8 protein-coding genes are annotated in these 25755 nt (G+C 42.6%); all 8 read right to left on the bottom strand.

The genetic code is table 11. The features are described from left to right. Positions 1 to 77 precede the first annotated feature (77 nt). Positions 78 to 8573 carry a glycosyl hydrolase family 95 catalytic domain-containing protein gene (locus NST34_RS15115; protein ID WP_341128145.1) on the bottom strand — a complete coding sequence of 2832 codons (8496 nt, stop codon included), beginning with the start codon at positions 8571 to 8573 and terminating at the stop codon, positions 78 to 80. Between the two features lie 91 nt (positions 8574 to 8664). Further along, the gene (locus NST34_RS15110) at positions 8665 to 15678 is read right to left on the bottom strand and encodes a discoidin domain-containing protein (protein ID WP_341128144.1); all 7014 of its coding nucleotides are present in this window, start codon (positions 15676 to 15678) and stop codon (positions 8665 to 8667) included. Between the two features lie 210 nt (positions 15679 to 15888). After that, a complete protein-coding gene (locus NST34_RS15105) occupies positions 15889 to 18957 on the bottom strand; it encodes a glycoside hydrolase family 2 TIM barrel-domain containing protein (RefSeq protein ID WP_076299058.1) in 3069 nt (1022 codons plus the stop codon). 37 nt (positions 18958 to 18994) lie between these two features. Next, on the bottom strand, positions 18995 to 19816 hold the full coding sequence (locus NST34_RS15100) for a carbohydrate ABC transporter permease (protein WP_076299057.1): 822 nt from the start codon (positions 19814 to 19816) through the stop codon (positions 18995 to 18997). After that, the gene (locus NST34_RS15095; RefSeq protein WP_371915743.1) at positions 19816 to 20628 is read right to left on the bottom strand and encodes a carbohydrate ABC transporter permease; all 813 of its coding nucleotides are present in this window, start codon (positions 20626 to 20628) and stop codon (positions 19816 to 19818) included. Before NST34_RS15095 ends, NST34_RS15100 begins: the two co-directional genes overlap by 1 nt. A gap of 228 nt (positions 20629 to 20856) precedes the next feature. After that, positions 20857 to 22167 carry an ABC transporter substrate-binding protein gene (locus NST34_RS15090; protein ID WP_042188169.1) on the bottom strand — a complete coding sequence of 437 codons (1311 nt, stop codon included), beginning with the start codon at positions 22165 to 22167 and terminating at the stop codon, positions 20857 to 20859. Between the two features lie 185 nt (positions 22168 to 22352). Continuing rightward, positions 22353 to 24131, bottom strand: coding sequence for a sensor histidine kinase (locus tag NST34_RS15085; protein ID WP_341128143.1), 1779 nt, complete (start codon positions 24129 to 24131; stop codon positions 22353 to 22355). Continuing rightward, entirely contained in the window at positions 24128 to 25687 is a 1560-nt protein-coding gene (locus NST34_RS15080) for a response regulator transcription factor (protein ID WP_341128142.1), read from the bottom strand. Before NST34_RS15080 ends, NST34_RS15085 begins: the two co-directional genes overlap by 4 nt. Positions 25688 to 25755 lie beyond the last annotated feature (68 nt).

The following is a 25755-nucleotide window of genomic DNA, read 5'->3' as shown; positions in this document are numbered from 1 at the left end:
TTTATGAAATAAGTAGATAAACATTGTGCTCGGCTCAATCTAAATAATTCAACCGAGCACAATATATTAATCTTTTACTAATTCATAAACTTCAAATATTGAAAAAGCTGTTTGATCATCACTGCAGCCTCAACACGTGTGGCTGCATCCTGTGGAGCAAAGTTTATTTCTGTTTTACCTTTGACTAGTCCTTTGCTCGCTGCTTCTGTTACTGCTTGGCTAGCATAACCAGAGATACTAGCTTGATCGGCAAATGGAGTGTGCAATTGAGCTTCTGCTCTATGATCTCCTTGAACGAGCTGAACAGCGTTCATGATCATCACAATCATTTGCTCTCTCGTAATCCGTGAATCCGGACTAAATTTCCCTTCACCAACGCCTTGAACTAAGCCTAACTTCGCTGCTGTGTTCACATCCTTCGCGTACCACTTCGTAGTACTAACATCTGTAAATACGTTCGATAATGAATCCGTCGTTAGCCCAAGACCTCTTACCAAAAGCGCCGCAAATTGAGCACGGGAAACCTGGCTTGATGGATTAAACGTCCGATCCGTCATTCCGTTAATGATCAGCTTGGAGGCTAAGGTCTCAACATCCTTTTGCGCCCAATGTCCAACCATATCATCGAATGTTTTCTTGTTCTGAACGATGGTGTATAGACCATTTTCATGTCCGAAGATCGAGACTTCAGTCTTGCCGTTCTTCACATTAAATACCGATGGTACGAAGCGCATTTGTCCTGTAACCGGATCGAATATAACAGCGGTCGCAGTCGATGGATCTTGAATAACGCCATCCATATTTATGACACGTGTCATAAACGGATTTCCGAAACGTTGAAGTTCTTCCTCTTTATCATTCGATTTTAGAATGACTTTGTACGCAATGATGTCGCTTACTCGTTTCATTCCTTTTTCTACTATGGATTGTTCAAACTTCTGTTCATGCTGTGAAGTCGCATTATCCATTTGAATGATTAAGGTTGCACCCGCAACTTTAGCAGCTTTCTCAAGTTCTTCACGATTCAGATTGGCAAGCGGAAGTTCATAACTTCCTAAATGGTTTCTAAAAGCTATGATTATTTCCTTATTCGCCTTCATGCTGTTGTACAGAACATCAAGCGGCAGATGTACTGAATTCCCTGCATTCACTCCTGGAATCTCGATGTCAAGATTAGGACTTCCAGTTGTTTTGTTTAGTGCATCTAGCTTCTTCGCTAAACCTTCCCTATCAATGTTTACTGTCAAGCTCGTTGATCCATTCTGTGCAGATTGACTTTGTAGTTCTTTAGCTGTTGGAATATAACGATGTGGATCTTCTTTTGTAGGAGGGATCGTTGGTGTAGGTGATAGCGTTGGTCTGGTTGATGTCGTTGGGTTACCTGGATTTGTTCCTGGATCTGGAGTAGGCTCTGGACTTGAAGTAGGGTCAGGAGTGTCATTTTGACCGCTAATCACAATCTCCTTAAATCCATGAACCGCAGAACCATCCATTGCACTGGCAATCACTTTTACAGTTCCGTTCTTCACAGCTGTCAACAACCCGTTTACATCAATAATTGCTTTATTCGTAGGTGTGCGGCCATCGGCTTCGAATACAGCCCATGTTACCGACTTATTAGTTGCATTGTCAGGTAACACGGTAGCGCCTAATTGAAGGGTTCCGTTCTTAGCGGTAATCGTCGACACATTACCTGCGCTTGTGATGTTAATCTTTTCAACATTCACAGGATCAGTGCCTGGATCAATAATGTCCGTTTGACCACTTATGGTAATAACCATGTCACCTTGAACACCAGAACCATCCACTGCTGTGGCTACCACTTTCACAGTTCCATCTTTCACAGCCGTGAGTAAACCTGATACATCAATGGTTGCAATATCCGTTTCTGTTGTGCCATCTACTCCGTATACAGCCCATGTTACCGACTTATTGGTTGCATTGTCAGGTAGCACAGTAGCGCCTAATTGGAGAGTCCCGTACTTAGCGGTAATTGTTGACACATTTCCTGAGCTTGTGATGATTATTTTTCCAACATTCACTGGATCTGTGCCTGGATCGATAATGTCCGTTTGACCACTAATGCTAATATCCACTTCATCATGAACACCAGAGCCATCCGTTGCTGTGGCTATCACCTTCAAAGTTCCATCTTTCACAGCCGTTAGCAAACCGGTTTGATTAATTGTCGCTTTGTCCGTTGCTGTTATGCCATCTACTTCATGCACAGACCATATTACCGACTTTTTCGTTGCATTAGCAGGCAGTACAGTAGCGCCTAATTGGAGAGTTCCGTTCTTAGCAGTAATCACTGATGATTCACTTGTAATCCTGATCGATTGAACCATCTCATGTTTATTGATGCTATCTTCCATCACTTGCAACGCAGCAGTTAAGTCACTCGCCGCTTGCTGTAATTGCTGCTGTGTAACAGATAAGCTATCGCGTACTTCCTTCGCCTGATCAATGGCTTTTTGCAATGTTAGTTTTGAGCCTTCTGGATACTGACCATCTTCAGTCCCTTCTACAGCACCGTCGTGCTTGCTTTGGACTCTTGTAATGAGCGCTTTAAGGGCTTGATAGTCCTCATCCATCTCATTCTTCATAATGTTAATCTCTGCCGCTGAAGCCAATCCACCATGGCCTTCGATAGCAGTAAGTCTCAGGTACCTACTAGCGACCGGAGCGAATTCTGCGATTTTCTCGGTGCTGTCATCATCCCAGCTTCCGCTTGTAAACTGTTTAAATGTTGTTCCGTCTAAACTGGTTGATAATACATAAGAAGTAATATTCCCGTTTTGTTCCCCGTTTTGTCTTGGCAAATACTTTAGTTTAGATATGATTCTCGTATTTCCAAGATCTAGGGTGATCGATTGCGGCAAATCCGCCATAGGATCCCATTCAGTATGCCAGATGGTTGAAGGGTTTCCATCTATGGCATTATCCGCTTCGTTTCCACTGCGATTACTGGTAGATGAAGCTGTCATTTCACTTTGCGGAATATCATTTGGATCTGTAACTGCAGGTGTATAATCATTCGTTCGCGTGACAATAAATCCTTGAGTTGCTTCTACGGAATCCGTACCAGGGATCATGCGATTGAAGTTGATTTTCTTGTCAACATCACTTTCTTTAAAACTATTCCCCGTGACAGTAACAGCTTTAGAGGCATCAAATGTAAGTTCAATACCACCTTGATTTGCAGTATTGTTCGTAAACGTTAACCCGTCTACACTCTTTGCATAAATCTCAGAATTGCCGCCCACCTTGTTAAACTGGTTGCCGTCAATCTCAATATGACTATGCACGGTCTTATCGGGATTCGTCAGGGAAGTATTCGGATCAATACTGATCACCGCGTTACTGTTATTATTAAACCTATTGTTACGGATCAAGACGTCCTTCACCATTCCTGATTCGTACCAGCTACTAGCATCATGTGCGATCAAGATCGCACTCATCTGCATGCCATTAAACGTATTGTTCTCGATTCGAACAGAGCCGCGCGTTGTTACGAGGAGGCCTCTTGTCGGTATCGATTCAAACGTTGAATTCTTAACGGTGACATTCGGCGTCCATGTGGCATTTTCAACGACATACTCATTCGCAGTTATCGAAGAAGGCACCGGTTTATCTAGCGTAAGAACAATTTGAGTATCATTTAGGCGTGTCACATCGGTGACCACTGCACTTTCCTTCGAAAGTAAAGTCGACTTGTTGATATATTCGATCGTATCTCCGACGGCAAATGCATCAAAGCCCCAGCTCTCAGGATGCATAAATTGTACTTTGACCTGATTGGATGACGTTACTTGCACAATTTGCAGATGAGTGCCGTGAATGTTAATCGCATCATCGTGAGCTCCGGAAAAATAAGAGTTTAACACCCGAATCTCACCCTTGCCTCCAGAAACTTGCAGGAAGTCTGCCATTGATGCGTTCGTCCGTCCACTGCCTGTCTTAGGTGCAAAGTTCAAGTTATCGAGCGATACATTTTCACTATATTGGCTGATAATTCCAAGCCCAGGTGCAGCATAGAAGTCAACATCTGACCACGCAATATTCTTGCTTCGATAGATCAACGCACCTTGTTCTCTTCTTGTTGTATCCCGAAACTGAAACGTGTTTCCTACCGACAAATTTGGGCTCTTAGTGAAGTTGAATTGCACCTCACGTTTACCGAGATCCTTCGTGCTTGTTGTGCCGTCTAGAGGATTGGCCACTCTCCATGTCTGTTTCGTAGCTGGGTTATACTCTTGCACAGCGCGTACATTTTGTGTTCCGTTCTCTGTCCAGTTCTCCTCACCGAACCATACTAATTGATTATTCTGAATAGAGTACCATGAATCCGGATGTATACTCGCTTTCATGTAGTTGTTGCCTACTTCAGTAACAGTCATCTCCGATACGACAGGACGATTGAAATCGATGTTAATTCCGTTCACTTTAATATTTGTTGCATGGTCGAATACGATAGGTGTCATCACACCATGGAATAACAAGGTCGAACCATTCCCTCGAATGGTAAGATCATCGATATCCTTGAATATAAGACCTACCTTACGAGTGCTACTAGGTGTCTGTTCTTTTGTGGTTGTATTTGAAATGAAATATTGCACTTGATTTGCGGTTAATGCTTTAAAATGATACGTTTCTGTAGGAAAGTCTAGGATGACAGGCTTCTGCGCCGCTTTGGCAGCCTCGATTGCCGCTCTTACTGCATCACCTGCGTCTTCACCATTATAATTCAGGGTGATTACGCTATGATTAACTCCGTTAATTGTTTCTATAGTCTGTATATAATAATCTTCGGCTTTGTCCACGCTCTTAACTACACGAGACTGAATATCCGCTCGATCAACTGAAATATATGTGTTGTTCGAATTGTCATTCTTTTGATCTGTCACCCGAATTTTGAGTACATGCTCCTGATTCAACATCTCAGAGCTTTCAAAGAGCAGTTGTTGATCTAAACGTGAAGAGGCGTAAGTATCAACCAATTGTTCAGGACCATCATCGATAGAGAATGCAACGATACCCTGATTATTGTTCTTAGCCCCATACAATTGCACTTTAGAGCCATTAAAACGCAAGAACGCATATGAATCCGTCTCGTTTGAATAATGATTGTCACGATTGTATGCCCCGGATTCGAATCCGCTATACTCCCATCCCGAGCCATATACAAACTGGTCATTCCCTGATCCGGTTGCATTGTCGTTCACGGTTCTATCTAATGAAAAAGCAAACTTCTGGTTACTCCCCTTACCGGCTTTATTTTGTACGAATTGTTCACCACTAGAAACACTGTTATTTGGCATGTCGATCACTTTGCCGCTAGCCCGATTTCTCAATTGATAATAGCCATCACCAGCATCTACGACTGACCATTCATCATTGTAGGTTGCATCATCGGTGAATGTGGCTTGAATTATCCCTGCACCATCCGCTGTTGACGCATTCTCTACAGCCAACACTTTTGAACTGCTCATTGAGATAATTTTGTAATAACCCGGGGTTGTCTTCATAAACATCCATTGTTGATTTTGACCCGAACTTTCGGACCATTGTATGATAGCGGCGCCATCTGATTTAGAATCCTCGTTCACGTCCATACGAAGATTGCTGTGTTGGATGGTTAGATTGAACTTTTGCTGATCAAAAAAGTCTCTCACAGGATCGATTCTCACCAATTGCTCATCAGAATCTGTGATTGAAGATTGGATCAACTCTATCCCAGTCCCTGTGCTAGTGTTTGAAGCTGTAATCGCTTTACCACTACCACGATTAACCAACTGAGAATAACCGTTCCCTTTATCAACGAGAAGCCATTCATCATGATAAGAGTTGTCTGAAGTGTAGGTTTGTTGAACGAGCTTTGCACCATCAGACATTGATTCATTTAGCACAGCAATCACTTTACTGCTCAAGCTATTTGTGATTTTGTAGTATCCATCACTTACGCTTTCTGCATACCACTGCTGACTCTGTGATAACGATCCTGCTGTCATTTGAACAACCGCTGCTTGTTCTTGCTCCGATGCCCCTTCAATATCTAGCAAATGACCACTATTTTTCATTGTCATTGTCAACAATTGTCCATCTTGTAAAGGAATTGAACCAATCGTGTAAACGTCTCCAACTTGAGTGTCGAAAGAAATCTGATTGTTATTGTCTACGGAATACTTTACATTTTGTCCCGCTTGATTCATGACAGTTGCTCCAGCTATGCTTGGATAAGAAACAACTGCACGATTGCCTTTATTAGATTTGACACTGATGCTTGTAGCTCTAGCATTGTTCCAATTCACACTAACCTCAAATCCCCCGCGGGCAACCAAGCCCGAATAACTTCCTTTCGGCCATGAAGCAGGGAGCGCTGGCAAAACATCAATATTGTCCAAATGACTTTGTAGCAGCATTTCAGACATGCCGGACGTAGCTCCGAAGTTGCCATCGATTTGGAATGGCGGATGCGTATCGAATAAGTTGTTTAATGTACTTCCAGTATGCTGACCCTCTAGAATCGTATGTGCATGTGTGCCATCTTGCGCACGAGCCCACATGTTAATTTTGTTAGCTTTGCTCCACCCGGTACCCTCGTCTCCTCGATGCTGCAATGACACTCTGGCAGCTTCCATAAGCTCAGGTGTATTTTTGTTAATTTGCTTGCCTGGATATAAGGCAACTAGTTGGGACAAATGGCGATGCTTGTTATTCGGATCGTCGATGTCCTCTTTCCATTCTTGAATTTGACCGTACTTTCCTATTTTAATTGGAGACACCTGATTTAATTTACTTTGTACTTCCTCACGAAAATCGGAATCGACAGCTAATGTTGTACTTGCCTCCAAGTAGTTAGTAAATAAATCTTGTACAAGCTGCTGGTCATAGGCACATCCTGTACTGATCGTACCTTGCTCTGGTGAGTAACATGGTGTGGATACCAATGTCCCATCCGTATCTTCTACTAAATACTGGGTCCAAAATCGCGTCGTTTCCTTCAATATTGGATAAACACGTGACTTTAGTAGATCGACATCTCCGGAAAATTTATAACTCTCCCAAATGTTATTCGAGATAAAAGCATTGGATGCTGGTGACCAGCCCCAATCAAAATTCCAACCCGGCGCAGTATATCCGAACGGATTGTTTGCCACTCCAATCGACCACGCATTAGTAATGCCATAATATTTTTCGGAAGAAATACGCCCAGGAGTACGCAGCGAATCTATGTAATCGATCAGTGGTGTCATTGTCTCCGAGAGATTCGTTACCATCGCTGGCCAATAGTTCATTTGAATATTGATATTAAAATGATGATCGCTGCTCCAAGGCGCTCTATTAGAATTATTCCACACGCCCTGTAAGTTGGCCGGTAGTGAACCGGGACGAGAAGATGAAATCAACAAATATCGGCCATATTGATAAAATAAAACCTCAAGCGCTTTACTTTTCGTTCCTGCATAGGTGGCTAAGAGCTCGTCTGTCGGAATCGTAGGCTTAGACTCTCCCAAATCTAATTTCATACGATCAAATAATGACTTATAATCTTTCTTATGATTCTCAAGTAATGTTTCGTAAGATTTACTCTCAGCGGCATCCAATATCGCAACTTCCTCATTATGCGGATCAGTGCCTCTATAATTAGGATAGCTGTTGGCATAGTTGGTGCCTAATGATGTAAGGATGGTTAATGAATCTACATTCGCTGCATGGATCTTTCCGTTACCTGATGTTATATTTCCACCTTGATTTAGGACGCGGAAGTTACCTTCATATAGCATATTGTTGTCTAGTACATTACCCCTAATATTAATGTTGTTGCCATTCGCCGTGACGGTCCCTCCCTGAGCACTTGTCGGGCGTACATCCAAGGACAGCTTACCCGGCTGATTGGCTGTCAGGCGAGTAACCATTACTTTATCTGGATAACTGACAAAGTATTCTCGTGTATACTCTACTCCATCCAGCGTGTATTTAACTCGAGATATCGCGTCTTCAAGATCAAGCTCCCGGCGATAATTCTCTACATTGGTTGTTGAGGACTTCTCAAAGTCCAGGTACAAGTCACCAAAGGTTAGATAACTTCCTAAGCCTTCATTCAAGCCTGTAAGATTCTCATCCGCTTCTTTGTGAGCACCATCGATATCCCCCGCGCGGAGTTTAGCTCGGACACTCTCTAAATGATCCGCACCACCCTCACGATTACCGAATGTATATGGGATAGAAGTCGTTGGATCATCCGTGGAAGGCCAAGTATATACAAAAGAAGAACCTGGACCACCGGACCACAACGTTTTCTCATTTAACTGAATGCGTTCTTGCTCGATGCCACCAAAGATCATCCCTCCCATAAGGCCATTGCCAATTGGAAGCGCATCCGTTTCCCAATTTATCGCTGGTTGTCGGTACCATAGGGACAATTTATGTTCCGGTGCATCGGATAATCCAGTGATAGCGCTTACAGGATTTGCTTTAGCTATGGGGATAGATAAAGGATGCTGAATAATTAAGCTCAATGATAAAGCGCTCACAATCAAACGTTTAGCTAAAGATTTGATTTTAAACAAGATCATTCCCTCCTCCTTATATAACTAGTTGATAATTATTGTGCTCGGTTCACAGATCAGTGTGAGCCGAGCACAATTTTTAAACATTTATCTAGTTCATAAACTTCAAGTATTGCAAAACTTGTTTGATCATCACTGCTGCCTCAGCACGTGTGGCTGTATCTTGCGGAGCAAAAGCTGTTTCTGTTTTGCCTTTGATTAATCCTTGGCTTGCTGCTTCTGTTACGGCTTGGGTAGCGTAACCAGAGATACTAGCTTGATCGGCAAATGGAGTGCGCAATTGAGCTTCTGCTCTATCATCTCCTTGAACGAGCTGAATAGCGTTCATGATCATCACGACCATTTGCTCTCTCGTAATCCGTGAATCCGGACTAAATTTCCCTTCACCAACGCCTTGAATCAAACCAAGTTTCGCTGCTGTGTTCACATCCTGTGCATACCACGCAGTTGTATTAACATCTGCAAACACATTCGTTAACGACTCCGTCGATAACCCCAGTCCTCTTACCAGTAGTGCCGCAAATTGAGCACGTGTAACTTGGCCTGCTGGTGCAAACGTCCGATCCGACATTCCGTTAATGATCAGTTTAGAGGCTAAGGTTTCAACATCCTTTTGTGCCCAATGTCCAATCATATCATCGAATGTTTTCTTGTTCTGAACGATGGTGTATAGACCATTTTCATGTCCGAAGATCGAGACTTCAGTCTTGCCGTTCTTCACATTAAACACCGATGGTACGAAACGCATTTGTCCTGTAACCGGATCGAATATAACAGCGGTCGCAGTCGATGGATCTTGAATAACGCCATCCATATTTATGACACGTGTCATAAACGGATTTCCGAAACGTTGAAGCTCTTCTTCTTTATCATTCGATTTAAGAATGACTTTGTACGCGATGATGTCGCTTACTCGTTTCATTCCTTTTTCTACTATGGATTGTTCAAACTTCTGCTCATGCTGTGAAGTCACATTATCCATTCGAATGATTAAGGTTGCACCCGCAACTTTAGCTGCTTTCTCAAGTTCTTCACGATTAAGATTGGCAAGAGGTAGTTCATAACTGCCTAAATGGCTACTTATTGTAATGATTGTGTCCTTATTCGCTTTCATACTGTTGTACAAGACATCCAATGGCAGATTGACTGCATTCCATGAATTCATTCCCGGAATCTCGATGTCAAGATTAGGGGTTCCTGTAGTTTTGTTAAGTGCTTCTAACTTCTTCGCTAAAGCTTCCTTATCGATGTTAATGGTCAGGCTCGTTGTTCCGTTCTGTGCAGTTTCATTTTGTAGTTCTTTACCAGTTGGCACATAACGATGTGGATCTTCTTTTGTAGGAGGGGTCGTTGGTGTAGTTGTAGGACTCGTTGATGTCGTTGGGTTGCCTGGATTTGTTCCTGGGCTTGGAGTAGGCTCTGGGCTGTCATTTTGACCGCTTATCATAATCTCTTTTATTCCGTAAACTGTGGTGTTATCAACGGATGTTGCAACGACTTTCACAACGCCGTTCTTCGCAGCCGTTAACAACCCATTTGTATTGATGATTGCTTTATCCGCTATAGTTTTTCCATCTGCTTCATAGACCGCCCACGTAACGGATTTGTTCGTAGCATTAGCCGGTTGGACTTCCGCTTGTAACTGCAGAGTTCCTTTCTTCACTTCAATGGACGACGAAACGCTCGTGATTGAGATAGACTGTACTTTAACATGTTGATTCTTTGAAGCCTCTAATACTTGAATTGCTGAATTCAAATCATTTGTTGCTTGTTCTAACTCAGACTGTGTAGCTGAATCATTGTCAAGCACTTGCTGTGCCTCCATGATCGAATCCATCAGTTTCTGTTTCGAACCTATTGCATACTGACCAACAGCCGTTCCTTCCACGACTAAATCATGAATGGCTCGTGCATCTGCGATTCGTGCGGCAAGTTGTGCTCTATTAACATCATCGCTTACGATCACATTCGCAACAGCTGGGATCACTGTGCCGTCTACCGCTCCACTTACGCTAAAGACACCCGCTTCGGCATACTGTGAAGGATCAATTACGTCCCATACAACTGGTTTATTTTGGCTTGTTCCATCGCTGTACACAGCCGTTACAACTGTAGGCAGTACAGGTGGAGTTCCAATCACCGTAGCTACATTGACTGGCATGATATTTGTAATCACTGGTGCAGCTACAGGCTCCCATTTCGCATAGAGAGTAATATCATTTGCCGGAACCGTATCAACAGTAAAATCCCATACTGTATTCAAGGCTGCGTCTTGATACCAATTCACAAATTTAAATCCATCACGAGTCGGTTCTGTAGGCGCAGTAATTTTCGTACCGACTTCAACCCCATACAAGGAAGAAATCGAACTTCCTCCATTACTATTGAAGTTAATAGTCGTACCGGTCTTGAATAGAGAAGTATCCCACTCATCATGCCAACTTACCGCAATTCTGCGATTCTCGTTATCGAGTTCAATCGGAAGCCAAACATATCTGGAATCACTCAAATTACTCGGGTACCAGCGATCGGCCATAAAGATAAATTTATTCGGTACCAGAACACCATTACCATCCCGATAAGGCAGTACAAACGTGCTTTGGCTCCTGAAGGTATTTCTATTGTCATTAACCATAGGATTTCCTTTATTTTCCCACGGTCCAAACATTCCCTCAGTGGAGACGCGGTATTGGGCTTCGTTAGGATCCCAACCGGACAAACCGGACGTAATCATATAATAGACTCCGTCTTGCTTAAAGATCGTTAGTGCTTCTCTCCAATCTTTAAACGCTCTCACATAGTGAGTTCCTTCTAAGGATTCACCCTTCTCATTCTGGGCTGGACCAGTATAATCATCGTTCAACATCATGATTATGGTCGTAGCATTTTCTTCGGAAGAAAAAATCAAGTAGGCTTTGTCATCCGTCGCTTCATTACCATCGTCATCGACATACAAGGTCATATCACGAAGCATTCCTTCATTGCCATGTTCATCACCTACATTTGGCAATCGGGATGAGCCGAGATATTTAAATGGTCCAGTCGGCGAATCACTGACAGCAACACCACCTTCGGCTGTCCAATATTCGCCAGCAATCGGTCCGTCTTGATGCCACCACAACACATAATTGTTGTTCTTCTTGTTGTAGACGACTTTAGGACGCTCGACAACTTTATCCCAGTTGAAATCTTTATACATCTTTTGCTTCTCTTCATTCGAATAATTCGCATACAGCGCATTTAGCTCAGCGATTCGAGCTGGTGAATTATGTTTACTGAGCGTATTGTTTGGTGCTTTCATGTTACCTGTATAATCTTCATCTTTACTTTTAATTTCTACTTTCCTATCCGGATCGTATGGAACCCCGCTATTCTTGTACGTTTCAGAATTTTCATCTAGATATAATGGCAGGTCATTTCCAGCCGGCACTACAGCTTCGCCAAGTTGAGGGTTATTGAAGACAGGCAATACAATGCCTTCATTTTGCCATTTGTACAAATCTTTGGACGAATATGCGTGAACTCCAGTAGGAAGATAACCTTCCGTCTTGTCTTCACCGTACCAGTAATATGTCTTATTCTTCTCGTTGTACAGAATGCCTCCGCCATGTGCTTGAATCGGCACGCCTTCCGTATCCAACCATACTTCACCGCTCTTAATGGAGTTTCTGTTATTTACAGTCAAATAGAGATTGTATAAGTCATTTATCTGTCTGGTGTATTGCGAAATGCTTTCTTCGGTTAAATCACTAAGATCACCGATCGTTGTAATTTGCTTTTCTATCGCAGCTTCCACTTTTGGACTAATGTCTGACAACGTACGCAATTGATCGATTGCTGATTGTAGTTTACTAGTATCAAAAGTCGCTGTTTGTTTCTGACTAACTGCAATTTCTGCAGCGCTGAGTGTGTTACCGTCACCGCCAGTAGTTATAGCCTGAATCGCGATATACCGAGCTTCAACGGATTTGAACGTTGCGGATTGAACACTCGTGCTATAGTCATCAAAAGAGCCATTTGCTGCAAATTTGAAATTCTTGTCCAAATAATCTTGCGTACCGACAGCGTCAGCAGGTAAATCCTTCAGATTCACATCGCTGTAATAGATTTTGAATTGTTTGATGCGGCCGTTTGCCTTGTCTTGTCTTGGTGTAACAAGCACCTTACCAACGTCACGCATGCTCTCACCCAGATCTACAACGATATAATCGCCAGATTTATACTTCACTCCATTCTTGTCCCAGTTCGATTCGAAGTAGGTAGATATGTCGTTATCCACCATTAGATTGGCTGGATTCGCGTAATAAGCTTCTGGTGTATAGAAAAGGCTCATTCCCTTAATATTTGGATCACTGTTTTGAATATTGGATATTTCAGTTAAGATACGGCTGGCAAATTTCGCGATCTCTTCTTGTGTCGCTGTTGCGCTATTTAGCAGAGTACTAGCTCGACTAAGGATCGCGTCCAGATTCTTGAAGTAAGACTCATCTTTCCCAGAATCTGTTTTGAACTTCTCTGCAGCTTGAATTGCGCTGTCTAAGCTGGAGAAATCCACTTTATATCCCTGCTTGTTAAAAATATTGATCTCTGCAGCAGATGCATATTGCTTACCTGCATCGCTTCTCGATTCAAGTGCAGTAAATCTAACATATTTAGCACCCTGAGCATTAAAGGTTGCTGTTTTCTCTGTCTTATCGGCATTCCAAGTTCCTTCTGCAACTACTTTGGTGAATTTATCACCATCGTCACTTACAGAAACTTCGAACTTAGTGACTACACCATTCCAGTCTACATCCTGTCGTGGCAAATATTGAAGTTTATAGATACCGTTATATGCTTTACCGAGATTATAAGTAATGGAATGCGGAAGTGTTGAATAATCGTTGTTATATGCAGTATGCCATTTGGTCCAAAGATCGCCATCAATAGTCTTCTCCGGTCCATCCTCAGATGCGGAATTGTCAGACGCTGCCGTCATCTGGCTTTGTGGGATAAGTCCTTGGCCTAAAACGCTATATTCGACGTTCAGTTTGTAAAGGATTTGTGTGATCTCTTCCTGTGTTGCTAAAGTGTTCTTTTGAACAACTTTGGCTTCAACCACCAACTTTTGCAAATCCGATACATTTACATTTGCGTTATTAGCTGAGATATAGTCTTCTGCTCTAGAAATTGCATTAGCGAGTGAAGTCGTATCCACTGTGAAATTGGACTTTCTCATAATATTTATCTCTGCAGCCGATGCGTACTGTGCTCCAGACCCATTACTTTCATCTACGTTTAACCTTACAAACTTCGCTTTCTGCGTAGAAAACGTTGCAGTTTTTTCGGATTTATCGTTCTTCCAGGTTCCTTTCGCAACCGGTGTGAAGTTATCGCCATCGGAACTAACTTCGATGGTGAACTTCGTTACAATACCGTTCCAATCGTTATCTTGTCTTGGCAAATAACTCAGCTTGTTGACATCTTCATAGTCAGCTCCAAGATCATAGGTAATCGTATGTGGTCCCTCAGCTTTAGGGTCCCACGAAGTGTGCCATTTGGTCCAGTTATCTCCATCCAATGTTCTCTCAGCTTCTTCACCTGACTGAGCGCTACTTGCTGTTGCCGTCATATCACTCTGAGGAATTAGAGAGTCGCTTGTATAGGTAGCGCCATCAATTACGAAGGTTGTGATGGATTTTGCTCCAACAGTCGTTTGCAACATATTATCCAGAACAGGAACTTTAGTCTTCTGTACGACATTCTCTGTCGCGGAAGAAACATAAGGCGTTGCATCTCCAGTGACCGTATCAAACTGTGACAAGTCTAAAGAAATATTTTGACTGGTTACGTTAGGATTTCTATATACAACATGAATTTTGTTAGTTGAAGGATCATAAGCGGCCAACGTGTTATCGTCTGTATCCCCTATGAAGCGTGAACCCTGTGGAATAAATTTGCTAAATTGCTGCATAGCGTAATACTTCTTCGTGTACCACCATTCTTGCGTGTCGAAATCCGCGTGAAGGAGACCCCAGTTACTGTTCTCCTTATCCTTCTGCATGTTCTTCTCGCTTTCAATCGCTTGCCAAGTAATCCAAGCCTTAGGTTCAAGCCAAGTAATGTCCGTCATAATTCTTTCTGCCAATGCTAGTGCTGGTTCGAAATCTTCATGGTCGTGGGCAATCCCGGAAGGACCTAAATCCACTTCAGACATCCATAACGTTTTGTCTGCAGCTTTAGCGGCATCTCTGATCTCAACTCGCTTTGAACCACCGTAGGAGTGGGTATTCATTTTACCAACATTAGCTTTGGTTGTCTCATCATAAGAGTTCCAGTTACTTACAAAGGTGTCCAGAATAGATTCATCCATGGCAGCAATTTGTATAGATTGTAGATTTGCCGCATCCAATTTAGCACGTGTCGTATTAATGATCTTCATCTGAGAACCAACATCCCAGTGGGAACCTTCCTGTCTCCCGCCGAATCCCCAGTAATTCGTATTAGGTTCATTCATTGGTGATAGATAATTAAAGTCAATATTCCAATTTTCTTTGAAATGCTTCACTACATCAGTTAAATAGGTAGCAAAGTTCTCGTACTCATCCGGCTTCAAGTTGTCTTTCCCCGAATCCCAATGACCAGTCGTACTTCCGCTTTCCGTCATATAATACGGAGCAGAGTTCGAGAACGCTTCCAGAATATTGGCGCCTCGATCTTTAGCTGCCTGCAGCCACCAACGTTGATTAGCATCTTGCGTCCAATCGTATACTCCTGGAGATGGTGAGAAGCCAGGTACTTCCCCCCCTTGACGCATCGTATTGTAGGCAGGATTCTCACCGCCACCTATATTATATCTGGCAATATTAAAGTTTAATCCTTCTGGAGAATATAGTGCATCAGCCATTGCATTTTTGACTTTATCGTTCCAACCACCAGTGATATTACCGAACCAGGCAAGTGAGGTTCCCCATCCCTCCCAAGATTGCTTCATATGGTTTGGATCTAATTTAATCGTAGTATTCGCTGCATCTACCTTCTGACCTGTTAAACCCATAAACATAGGTGCGACTAAAGAAATAGAAAGAAAAGACATGGTCAACCTTCGTTTAACTGTAGTAATCATCCAGATTACCCCCTTCTCATAAAAATAATCATAGAAACCACTTCTTTACTATCTTCCGATCAACATTGCAAACTATTTTTTAGATTACAAACACCTCCTTCATAAAATGTAAACGATTACAAATATGTATAAATAAACTATTACATCATTCACAAATAGGATTTGGTTGCCCCAACCTTATCCATTGAGGCAACTGCTATCCGTCTCTAATTATGCTCTGCGAATTGTAAATTCAAAATCCAAATCTATTGATGGATCAATTAAATATTCATCAAGAACTGGTGCTCCCCAGCTGTCATCACCGCCAACGCCCATTTGACGACCGGCAATCGTAACAACGGTATGATGAATGTTCGGCAGCTCATAATGATGCGTCGCATTCTCCAGCTCCATTGCCGAATATGGCGATATGTTGGCTTCAACAGGGGCTGAGACTGGTGAGGATATAATAATCCCTTGACCAAGATCGTTGGTTACGGATACTTCGCGCACACCTGTACGGTTGCCTGATTCCTGCGGTACCAAATAGGACGATACATTGTCCACCGCATGATTCTGAAAGCGACACAATCTCGCGCCAAACGAACGGTCAATATAATTTTCTTCTGGCCCATTCGCATACCAATTCAGTTGGTAATAATCCGCTGGCACCTTGAAGGTTAAAGCAAAGAGGGGAAACTTTGGTAAACCCGGCTCTCCATGGTAGTTTGATTTTACCTTTATGCTCCCATCAGAGAACACCGTGTAAGTTACACTTACTCGTACTCCCTCTGACACACTCAGTTTATACACGTAAGTCACAGTCGCGCGGTCTTCTTCTTCCATAAGCTCGAAGCTTAAGGTTCTTCGGCTCAAGCTTGCAGCATACCAAGTGGAAGAGTCGAAATGCATTCCCGCCCCCTTGTCGTTGTCTGTCATCGCTCTCCAGAAGAGCGGTGCCGGCGGCGAAGAGATCATTTCCCGTCCTGAATATTTGACGGATATTAGTGTACCAGCCTGCTTCGAGAACATTACAGAGAAGTCACGACCGTGAACGCCAATATTTACATCCCCTTCAACTACGCGAAAATCATTTACATTAGTGCTTACCTTAGGCTGTGTTGTAACCTCATCTTCTGACTTGTTCTCCACTTGAAATACATACTGTCCAAAAGCGATTTCATAACCAGCGCTTGCCCATAACGAATCTTCTTTGAGCACAAGAGAAACATCTAAACTATACTCACCAGACAGGTTAGTCTCTGGTAAATCAAGTTCTACATATCTTTCTTCTCCGGGTTTAACCTGGGCGAATACAATGCCACGATGAAATTCCTTGCCCTCATAATTCAGATAATAGTTCAATTTATAAGCATCCAAGCCAACAAATAAGTTCTCATTTCTGATGATAACCCCATAACAATCAGGGGAAAGTTTGACGTTCTGATATAGAAATTTCACTTCCTGCATTTTCGGAGACCATCTGCGATCCGCATACACAATTCCGTTTCCTGAGAAGTTGTAATCGGTTGAACGGTCATCGAAGTCTCCACCATAAGCCATATAAGGTTTGCCATATCGATCATTTTTTACGATGACCTGATCCATGAAATCCCAGATAAATCCACCTTGATACATTGGATACTTCTGCTCTAGCTCTGTGTATTTATGCAATCCTCCAACGGAATTCCCCATCGCATGCATGTATTCGCAGCTAATATATGGCTTTAATGGATTCTCTTTTAGATACATTTCAATATCTGCTGCTTTCGCATACATCCGGCTTTCCATATCACTCGCATCATCATAATCCCGGTTATGGAACACCCCTTCGTAATGAACCAGACGCGTAGAATCCTTCTCACGAAAATAATTCGCAACGTTCCGAATGACTTCTCCGGCAAAAGACTCGTTGCCACAAGACCAAATCAGAATCGATGGATGGTTTTTGTCTCTCTCCACCATGGAAATCGCACGATCCATTACGATATCCTGCCATTCAGGCTTACTGCCCGGTATGTTCCAAGACGGTTCTATAACACCCATTTTTTGCCATGATCCATGCGATTCTAAATTCATCTCGTCAATAACATACACACCGTATTCATCACACAGCTCATACCAGAGTGTTTCATTCGGATAGTGCGACGTCCGTACAGCGTTGATATTCGCCTGTTTCAAAGTCTTTATATCCCACAGCATATCTTCTTTCGTAATACTGCGTCCGAAGCGCGAATTAAACTCGTGCCGGTTGACACCTTTGAATACAATACGTTTACCATTTAAGTGCATAATCTTATCGATCATCTCGAATTTTCGAAATCCAACCTTTTGCGGCACAACTTCCACAAGATCCCCGGATGCGTTGAAGACAGATACGTAAAGGGTATACAAATTAGGATCTTCTGCGCTCCACAGATGAACCTTTGATGCCTCAAGCGTAAGCGAAACGGAATCTCCTGAAACTCCAGTCTCACTACGAACTACAAGATTACCTGCCTTATCCTTAAGTTCAAGGACCACTTTCGAAGCAGGCTTACCCATCAACTGCAATACAGCCGTTAGCGTTCCCTGCTCAAACTTCTCATCCAGATCGGTCTGAACGTGGAGATCCCGCACGTGAACATCAGGCACAGTATATAGATACACATCGCGAAAGATTCCGGAGAAGCGCCAGAAATCCTGATCCTCCAACCAACTTCCGGTACTGCGCTGATAGACCTCAACCGCCAGCTTATTCTCACCTGCCGTCAAGTACGGTGTCAAATCAAATTCACTCGGCGTAAAGCTATCCTCGCTATAGCCAATAAACTCCCCATTTAACCAGATATAAAAAGCGGATTCAACTCCCTGAAAAGAGATATACAGTGGACGTTGTTCCCAGCCTACAGGCACTTCAAAATATTTAACATAGCTGCCTACAGGATTGTGATCCTCAGATATCATCGGAGGTCTAAGATGCTCATGACCATCCCATGGATACATCGTATTCACGTACTGAGGCTGCCCAAAACCCTGAAGCTGGATATGTCCAGGAACCTCAATATCATCCCACCCTCTACAGGACACGTTCTCCTTATAAAAATGCGCCTGTCGTTCCATAGCATTGTGGGCGTAGCTAAATTTCCAGCTTCCGTTCAGGCTATGGCGCCAACGCATATCTCCAAGCCCTTCGGCTTCAAATTTCGTCTCGTAATACCGATGATCGGAGTGCGCGTGTATTCTGCCTACTGCATAAATGGAAGGGTCTGACAACCATTCCAGACTTGGAGCGACGCCCCGTTCAACCTGCTGCTTCATCTAATTTTCCTCCTTCTGCTTTAAAATGATCGTTAGCTTATTTAACTGAACCCGTCATACCAGCCACAAATTGCTTTTGCATCATGAAGAATACAAGTGCAGTCGGCAGAGTCGTAATGACAATCGCGGACATAATCAGACCATAGTCAGGCGCATAACCCGATCCAAGATTCGATATTAGCAATGGCACGGTCATATTTTCTGGTGATTGCAATACGATCAAAGGCCATAAATAGTTGTTCCAGCTGTTAAGGAAGGTGATAATCGCCGCGGCAGCATAAGTTGATTTCATCGTTGGCATGTATATGCGGAAGAATAAACCAAATTCCGAAAGACCATCGATGCGACCGGCTTCCATCATTTCTTTAGGAAACATTTTTGTATTTTGACGGAAAAAGAAAATTAAGAATGCTGTTGTAAATGTCGGCATAATAACTGCTGCTGCTGTATCGATACCAAGGAACGGCACAACACTCGATACTTTGGCGAACATTTGAAATAGAGGTACCATGATTGCCGCAAACGGAATCATCATAGAGGCTAGTAAGATATTAAATACGATATCTTTACCACGGCTGCGGTACATTTCAAAACCATATCCAGCCGCCGATGCTACCAATAGGGAAAGTAAAGTAGTAACAACAGAGATTTTTGCGGAGTTCCAAAGAGCTTGCCACATATCTACGGAATTGAACAGATTGTCAATATTTTTAAAGAGATGTGCACCTGGTAGTAATGTCCCTTTAGTTACATCAACCGACTGATTCGTGGCACTAATAACCATCCAGATAAATGGAAAGATAGAGATCAGCGCAGCGATGACTAGAAACAGGTAAGTAAACATGCGTTTAGTTTTCATTATCTCTTGTCTCCTCCTACTTTGTTCTGAATCAGCGTCAGAATGAGTACCATTACAACAATCGAGTAGGAGACGGTTGCAGCGTATCCAAAGTCAGGTGTGTATTCAAAGGAAAGGTTGTAAATATATTGGGAAATCGACATGGTTGCATTGCCGGGTCCACCTTTCGTGATGTTAACCACCTCATCAAACAACTGAAGTGTTCCAATGGTCGATGTTATCGTCGTAAACAAGATAATCGGTTTCAATAGAGGAATTGTGATTTTGAAAAATTGAGTAAATGCACTAGCGCCATCTATGTGAGCAGCTTCATAAATAGATTTGTCTACATTTTGCAGGGATGATAAATAGAAAATCATATTATAGCCAGTAAAGCGCCAGGTGATAGCAATGATGATCGTAACTTTGGCCCAGAAGGGGTCAGTAATCCATTGAATCGGTTCGCTGATTAGATGAAGATTCACCAGAAATTTGTTAATGATCCCTTCGGCTCCAAACATGTACTTGAAAACAACGGAATACGCTACAAGTGAGGTTACCGTCGGCAGAAATATAGCCGTTCTGAAAAAACCCTTAAATTTCAGTCTATCGTCATTTAGCAGGACGGCGATAAAGAGCGCCAGTACCAGCATGACTGGAACCTGAATAATCAAATAAATAAATGTATTTTTGACGGCAGTAAGAAAAGTAGTATCGCTAAACAATCGAATATAGTTATCTAGTCCGGTAAACTGAAGATTGTTGCCTCTACCCGTCTTAAAGGATAGAATTAACGCTTGGATCATTGGATAAAAATAGAAAATACTGATCATAATGACCGGCACAAGGACGAATAACCAACCCGTCAGACGGATCTGCCGTGACCCTTTAGAGCTCTTATGTTTTTGCGGGCTTAGCCCTGTCTTTATAGTTTCCACTCCACTCCGCACCCTTCTGTCTTATATATTAGAGATGAAAGCCCCTGCTACCTATCCTTCTGTATAAATCCAATTTACAGGAGAAGAAGGAGCAAGGGCATCGGTTGTACAGCCTAAGTGCGATTAGCGAATTTGAGTATCCGCTTGCTTCTGCGCATCTTTCAGAACAGTGTCTACATCTTTGCCACCTAGATAAGATTGTACTGCTACAACCATAATGTCCTCGATTGCGTAAGTGTTCATGCCATAGTTGACGTTAGGAATTTGCTCGGTCCATGCTGCAAAGTCTGATACGACCTTTTGGCCTTTGAAAAATTCATCCGCAGCTGAGTAAGCTTCACCGCTCGCCGCAGCTTTCAAGGTGCCGATAACACCAACTTTTGTATTCAACGTCTGATACAGTTCAGCATCAGAGGCAAAAGTCTTAGATAGGAACTCAGCTGCTGCTTCTTTACCATCTACATTCATTACGTACCAGGAACTACCTCCAAGGTTGGAAGCGTGAACAGAGCCTTCTGTTGCTCCTAACTTAGGTAGTGGAGCTACTGCCCATTTACCAGATTGAGAAGCTTCTGCTTTAATCGAAGGTGTAATCCAGTTACCTGTAGGTACACTAGCCACTTCACCACCATTGAATGCACCTACAAACTGACTCCAGTCTGAAATTACTTTTACGATACCGGAATCCATCATTTCTTTGTACATTACAAGTGCCTCTTTCAAAGCAGGGTTGCTTTCTATAGTCGGAGTCTGACCATCATCTCCGGTATACCATGCGCCCGCCGATTGGATCATCACTCGGATAAGTCCTAGATCGTTCGGATCAAGTGTTAGCATGCTTTTGCCGGTTTTCTCTTTTACAGCTTTACCGATCTCGATATATTGCTTCCAGTCGATATCCTGTAATGCATCCAGGCTGTAGCCTGCTTGCTCGAGATAGTCTGTCCGTACATACATTCCAGTTACGCCAGAGTCAAACGGAACACCGTATTGTTTGCCGTCAACACTGGTAGGGCCAATCTTATAATCCGCAAAGTCAGCAGCCTTTACAACATCCGTCAATTCATAAAAAGAATCTGGATAAGCTTGTAAGAAGCTCTGTGCACGATAATCTTCGATCAACACAATGTTAGGAAGACCCTTCGTGGAACCAGAGTTTAGCCCCGTATTCAGCTTTTGAACGATATCAGCTTGCGCGTTCTCAACGACATTAACCGTTACGTCCGGATTAACTTTCGCATAAGCATCTTTGGCAACATTCATAGCGGCAATGTTAAACGCCGGGTCCCAAGCCCAAACTGTAATCTCTTTTGGCTTGCTGCTACCTTCGGCACCGGAGTTACCAGAGTTGCTCGTTTCATTTTTCGTTCCACCTGTGGAACATGCCGACAGTAGAACCACACTAGCTAGCATTACGGATAATAATTTTTTCACTACGTAAACCCCCTTGATAGTCTGAAAAATAATAAAGATGGAAGCGTTTTCTCTGCTACGCCTCCATCTTATCATTTTGTATTCGTTTTCTTTGGCAGTATCTTTGTTAGGTTTGGTGATATTATTGGGTCCTATTTTGATTCTCATATCGACTCTGGTACTATTTTTAGATTCATGTAAAATTTTTAGTTTTTTAACAATGGAAGCGTAACAACGATTTGTGTACCTTCATTCCGTTTGCTTGTAATATTAATCCCGTATCTCTCACCGTATAACAATTTGATTCTGTCATCCACATTCCGTATACCGATCCCGGAGAACAGTTGGCGTTTGTGCTTCGAAGCTGGTAGCTGCTCCTCTTCCAGCAAATTCGGGTCAAGATCCATTCCATCACCGTTATCTACAACTTCACATACTAGTTGCTCTTCCTGCACGGAAATCATGATGAGAATTCTTCCCTCATCTTTAAGGTTGAATGCATGAAAGAATGCATTTTCGATAAAAGGTTGAAGAATTAGCTTCGGCATATGATAATCCAAGCTCTCTGGCTCCACAAAGTAATTCACACGGATCTTCTCACCATATCTCACGTGATTGATATACACATAATGCTTCAACGACTCCAATTCTTGACTAACAGGAATGGTAGAATGAACATCGCTTACTGTATTTTGCAGGAGTGAGATTAGTGAATTTATCGTTCCAGCTGCTTTTTCCTTATTGCCCTGCTGCACCAGAAATTTGATAGAAGCCAGCGTATTATATAAAAAATGTGGGTTAATCTGCATTTGGAGTGCCGCCAGCTCCGCATTACGTTGTTGCTTTTGAGTCTCCATCAGCTTATCAACATAATCATGAAGTGAATCAAGCATAAAATTGAAGGCGTTACCTAACTCCTTAACTTCATAACTACTATTAGTGACATCTACATGATTATCGAAATCACCTGTAGGAATACTCGACATCTGTTTAACGAGTACACGCAAGGACTTCGTCATTTTTCGGGTAATCAAAAAAACAATAATGAGCGATATTGCCACGATAGCCATGATTGTCAGTGTCACCGCTTTGGCATTCACCATCTGTCCGGTCACGGCGTTCTTATCTATCAGGTTCACCATATAAAAATCAAATTCAGGTAAGTATTCCGAGAAAACAATTCGTTCATTCCCCATCACATAGGTAGAATCGCCATTTTTACCTCCATCCTCTACTTCTTGCAGCAGCTTTTTATCGCGGAGCCCAATCATTTCTGTCTTGCTGCTGGATACAATTAATCCCTTCTTATTCAGCAACACGACGTCATTACCCTCACTCGTAAAGTTAGCATAAAAGGGCTTGAAATCTCGATCACGAATGGCTACGTACATGGTGCCATAAATTCTTCCGGTCGAATGATCAAATAAAGCTTTGGAAGCTACCAGCATAGGCTCTTTCACGTTCTCTTTATTTTCCCTTAGATCGAGCTGGTACAGGATTTGATCAGGATGGGATATGGTTTCCTTCGTTATTGGGTGAGCCATTAGTTCATCTGCAGAAATGTCCCAATACCAAGGATCTGTTGAATAACTCCTGCCATTTACACCCACGATCATGATACCAACATCAATGGCGCTGAGGTTAGAGCGGATTGCCCGCATGCCCTCTGTCATGTGATATGTTTTGATCGCAAGATTCACTGCATCCGTCTCTCCGCTAGATAAATAATTCCGGATAGCTTCATTTTGAGCCATCATAGTAGCACCGGTAGCAATAATGTTGTTATACGATTCCAGGTTTGACTTCATCTGATTCAGCAGTTTGCCGTTTGTAATACTAAAGGTCTGTAAAAATAATTTCTCCGACATACTAATTGTAATAGCCAGCGTCAAGAGTGATACAGTTACGATGCTAATTAGGGTCACGAGAAACAGCTTGAGGAATAAGCCCTGCTTTCTAATATTGTTAATGAAATTTCCAATCATGGCTGCTCTACGTCCCGTCTCCGGTACCGGCTTGGAGAAATGCCAGTCTGCTTTTTAAATACCTTGGTGAAATAACTCTGATCTGAATATCCCACGCTTGCGCTAATATCGGAAATTGATTTTTCTGTTGTCTCGAGCAATTCCATAGCTTTTTCCAAACGGACTTTATTCAGGTACTCACTAAAGCCTTCTCCATTATGGGCAGTAAAATAACTCGATAAATAAGAAGCATTGAAGTGGAACTGTCTAGCTACCCCTGTCAGTGTGATCGGATCTGCATAATGATTCTGAATATATTCGAGTAGCTTTGTCATATTGGGGTTAACCGATGAATTCGTCTCACCAATCGTGCGCTCAACTTCTCGAATGAATGCTTCGGTAACAGCAATAGCATCACTTGCATACATCGCTTCATCTATTTTTCGGAAGTAGTCGTATTTGGTCTCCTCCAGACCTCCGATCTCACACTTCATTTTTCCAAGCGTGGTCGCTACGTTAAATATAAAGTTGCCCAATAGCGATTTAAATTCGAAAATATCAATGCGATAATCCATTGAACGCAGATGGACATATTCAAGAAACTCTGTAAATGCCTTCTGGAATTGCTTACGTCTCAACTGGTCCATTAATTCTCCCATATCAATTTCCTGATATGCTCCCGGAAGACCCGGCAAATGATCATTCTCAATCAGACTTCGTTCTGGCAAGTAGAAACTGTATCGTGTAAGCTTCAAGTAATTGTCTCGATAAATCTCACCAAGTCTCTCAAAGTGCGCGAAGCTCTGACTGATAATAAAATGTGTTTCACTCACACGATGTTCTATTTCTGAGATCAGATAACGGAGTTCAATCACAAGCTCGTCCCAATGTTCTGGATTAACGTTAAGCAAATAAATGACCGAGTCGTTAACAAACTTTAACCGAATAAACACAACATCGTCCAATGCTAACTTTTGAATTCCTCTTTCGATTTCATTTGCGAACGTTAACTTATCACCAGAATCTTTAATATGCTTCATATCTGCTCCGAAAAATGCGAATTGTGCGTGTGGAAACTTGGAATGAAGCAAAGCAGGTTCTAGCACTGACTCATAACCCGTCATGAGCTTCTCGATCGCGAACAAAAGCTGCTTTTCCTCTGGATCAGCCCCTGGGTCGCTTATCTTCATCCCTGCCATCTTAGCTGTAGTTTTATTTAGGATGGACAACAGATAATCAGCTTCCAGCTTCGGCTTAAGGATGTAATCTGCTACCCCACTCTGAAATGTGGAACGGACATAATCGTATTCACTGAAGCTGCTTAAGACGATTACTTCAATGTGTGGGTACTTCTCCTTAACGATCTTGACTAGCTTCTCCCCGCCCATTATTGGCATTACGATATCCGTAATAATAATATGAGGATTCAGCTCATCCATCATACTCAATGCTTCAACACCGTTAGAGGCCTCTCCGACGATTCGATACCCTTCTTGTTCCCAATCCAAAAGATGTTTAATTCCCTGTCTAACCAGCATCTCGTCATCCACAATCATAATCTTAAATATTGGTTTCATATCTGCCCCCTTGCAGCTGTTCAACCTGTTATTATGTTCATTCACTGATTGAACAAATTTAAAAAGTC

The sequence above is a fragment of the Paenibacillus sp. FSL H7-0714 genome (genome assembly GCF_038003765.1).
Taxonomy (GTDB): domain Bacteria; phylum Bacillota; class Bacilli; order Paenibacillales; family Paenibacillaceae; genus Paenibacillus_AQ.
Note: the sequence above shows the minus strand (reverse complement) of the source record. Positions and strands in the feature narration are given on the sequence as shown.

Excerpts from the sequence above, each read along its gene's own strand:
- NST34_RS15110 (WP_341128144.1), bottom strand. The coding sequence starts at position 15,678 with ATGATTACTACAGTTAAACGAAGGTTGACCATGTCTTTTCTTTCTATT.
- NST34_RS15085 (WP_341128143.1), bottom strand. The coding sequence starts at position 24,131 with ATGATTGGAAATTTCATTAACAATATTAGAAAGCAGGGCTTATTCCTC.
- NST34_RS15095 (WP_371915743.1), bottom strand. The coding sequence starts at position 20,628 with ATGATCAGTATTTTCTATTTTTATCCAATGATCCAAGCGTTAATTCTA.
- NST34_RS15100 (WP_076299057.1), bottom strand. The coding sequence starts at position 19,816 with ATGAAAACTAAACGCATGTTTACTTACCTGTTTCTAGTCATCGCTGCG.
- NST34_RS15080 (WP_341128142.1), bottom strand. The coding sequence starts at position 25,687 with ATGAAACCAATATTTAAGATTATGATTGTGGATGACGAGATGCTGGTT.
- NST34_RS15105 (WP_076299058.1), bottom strand. The coding sequence starts at position 18,957 with ATGAAGCAGCAGGTTGAACGGGGCGTCGCTCCAAGTCTGGAATGGTTG.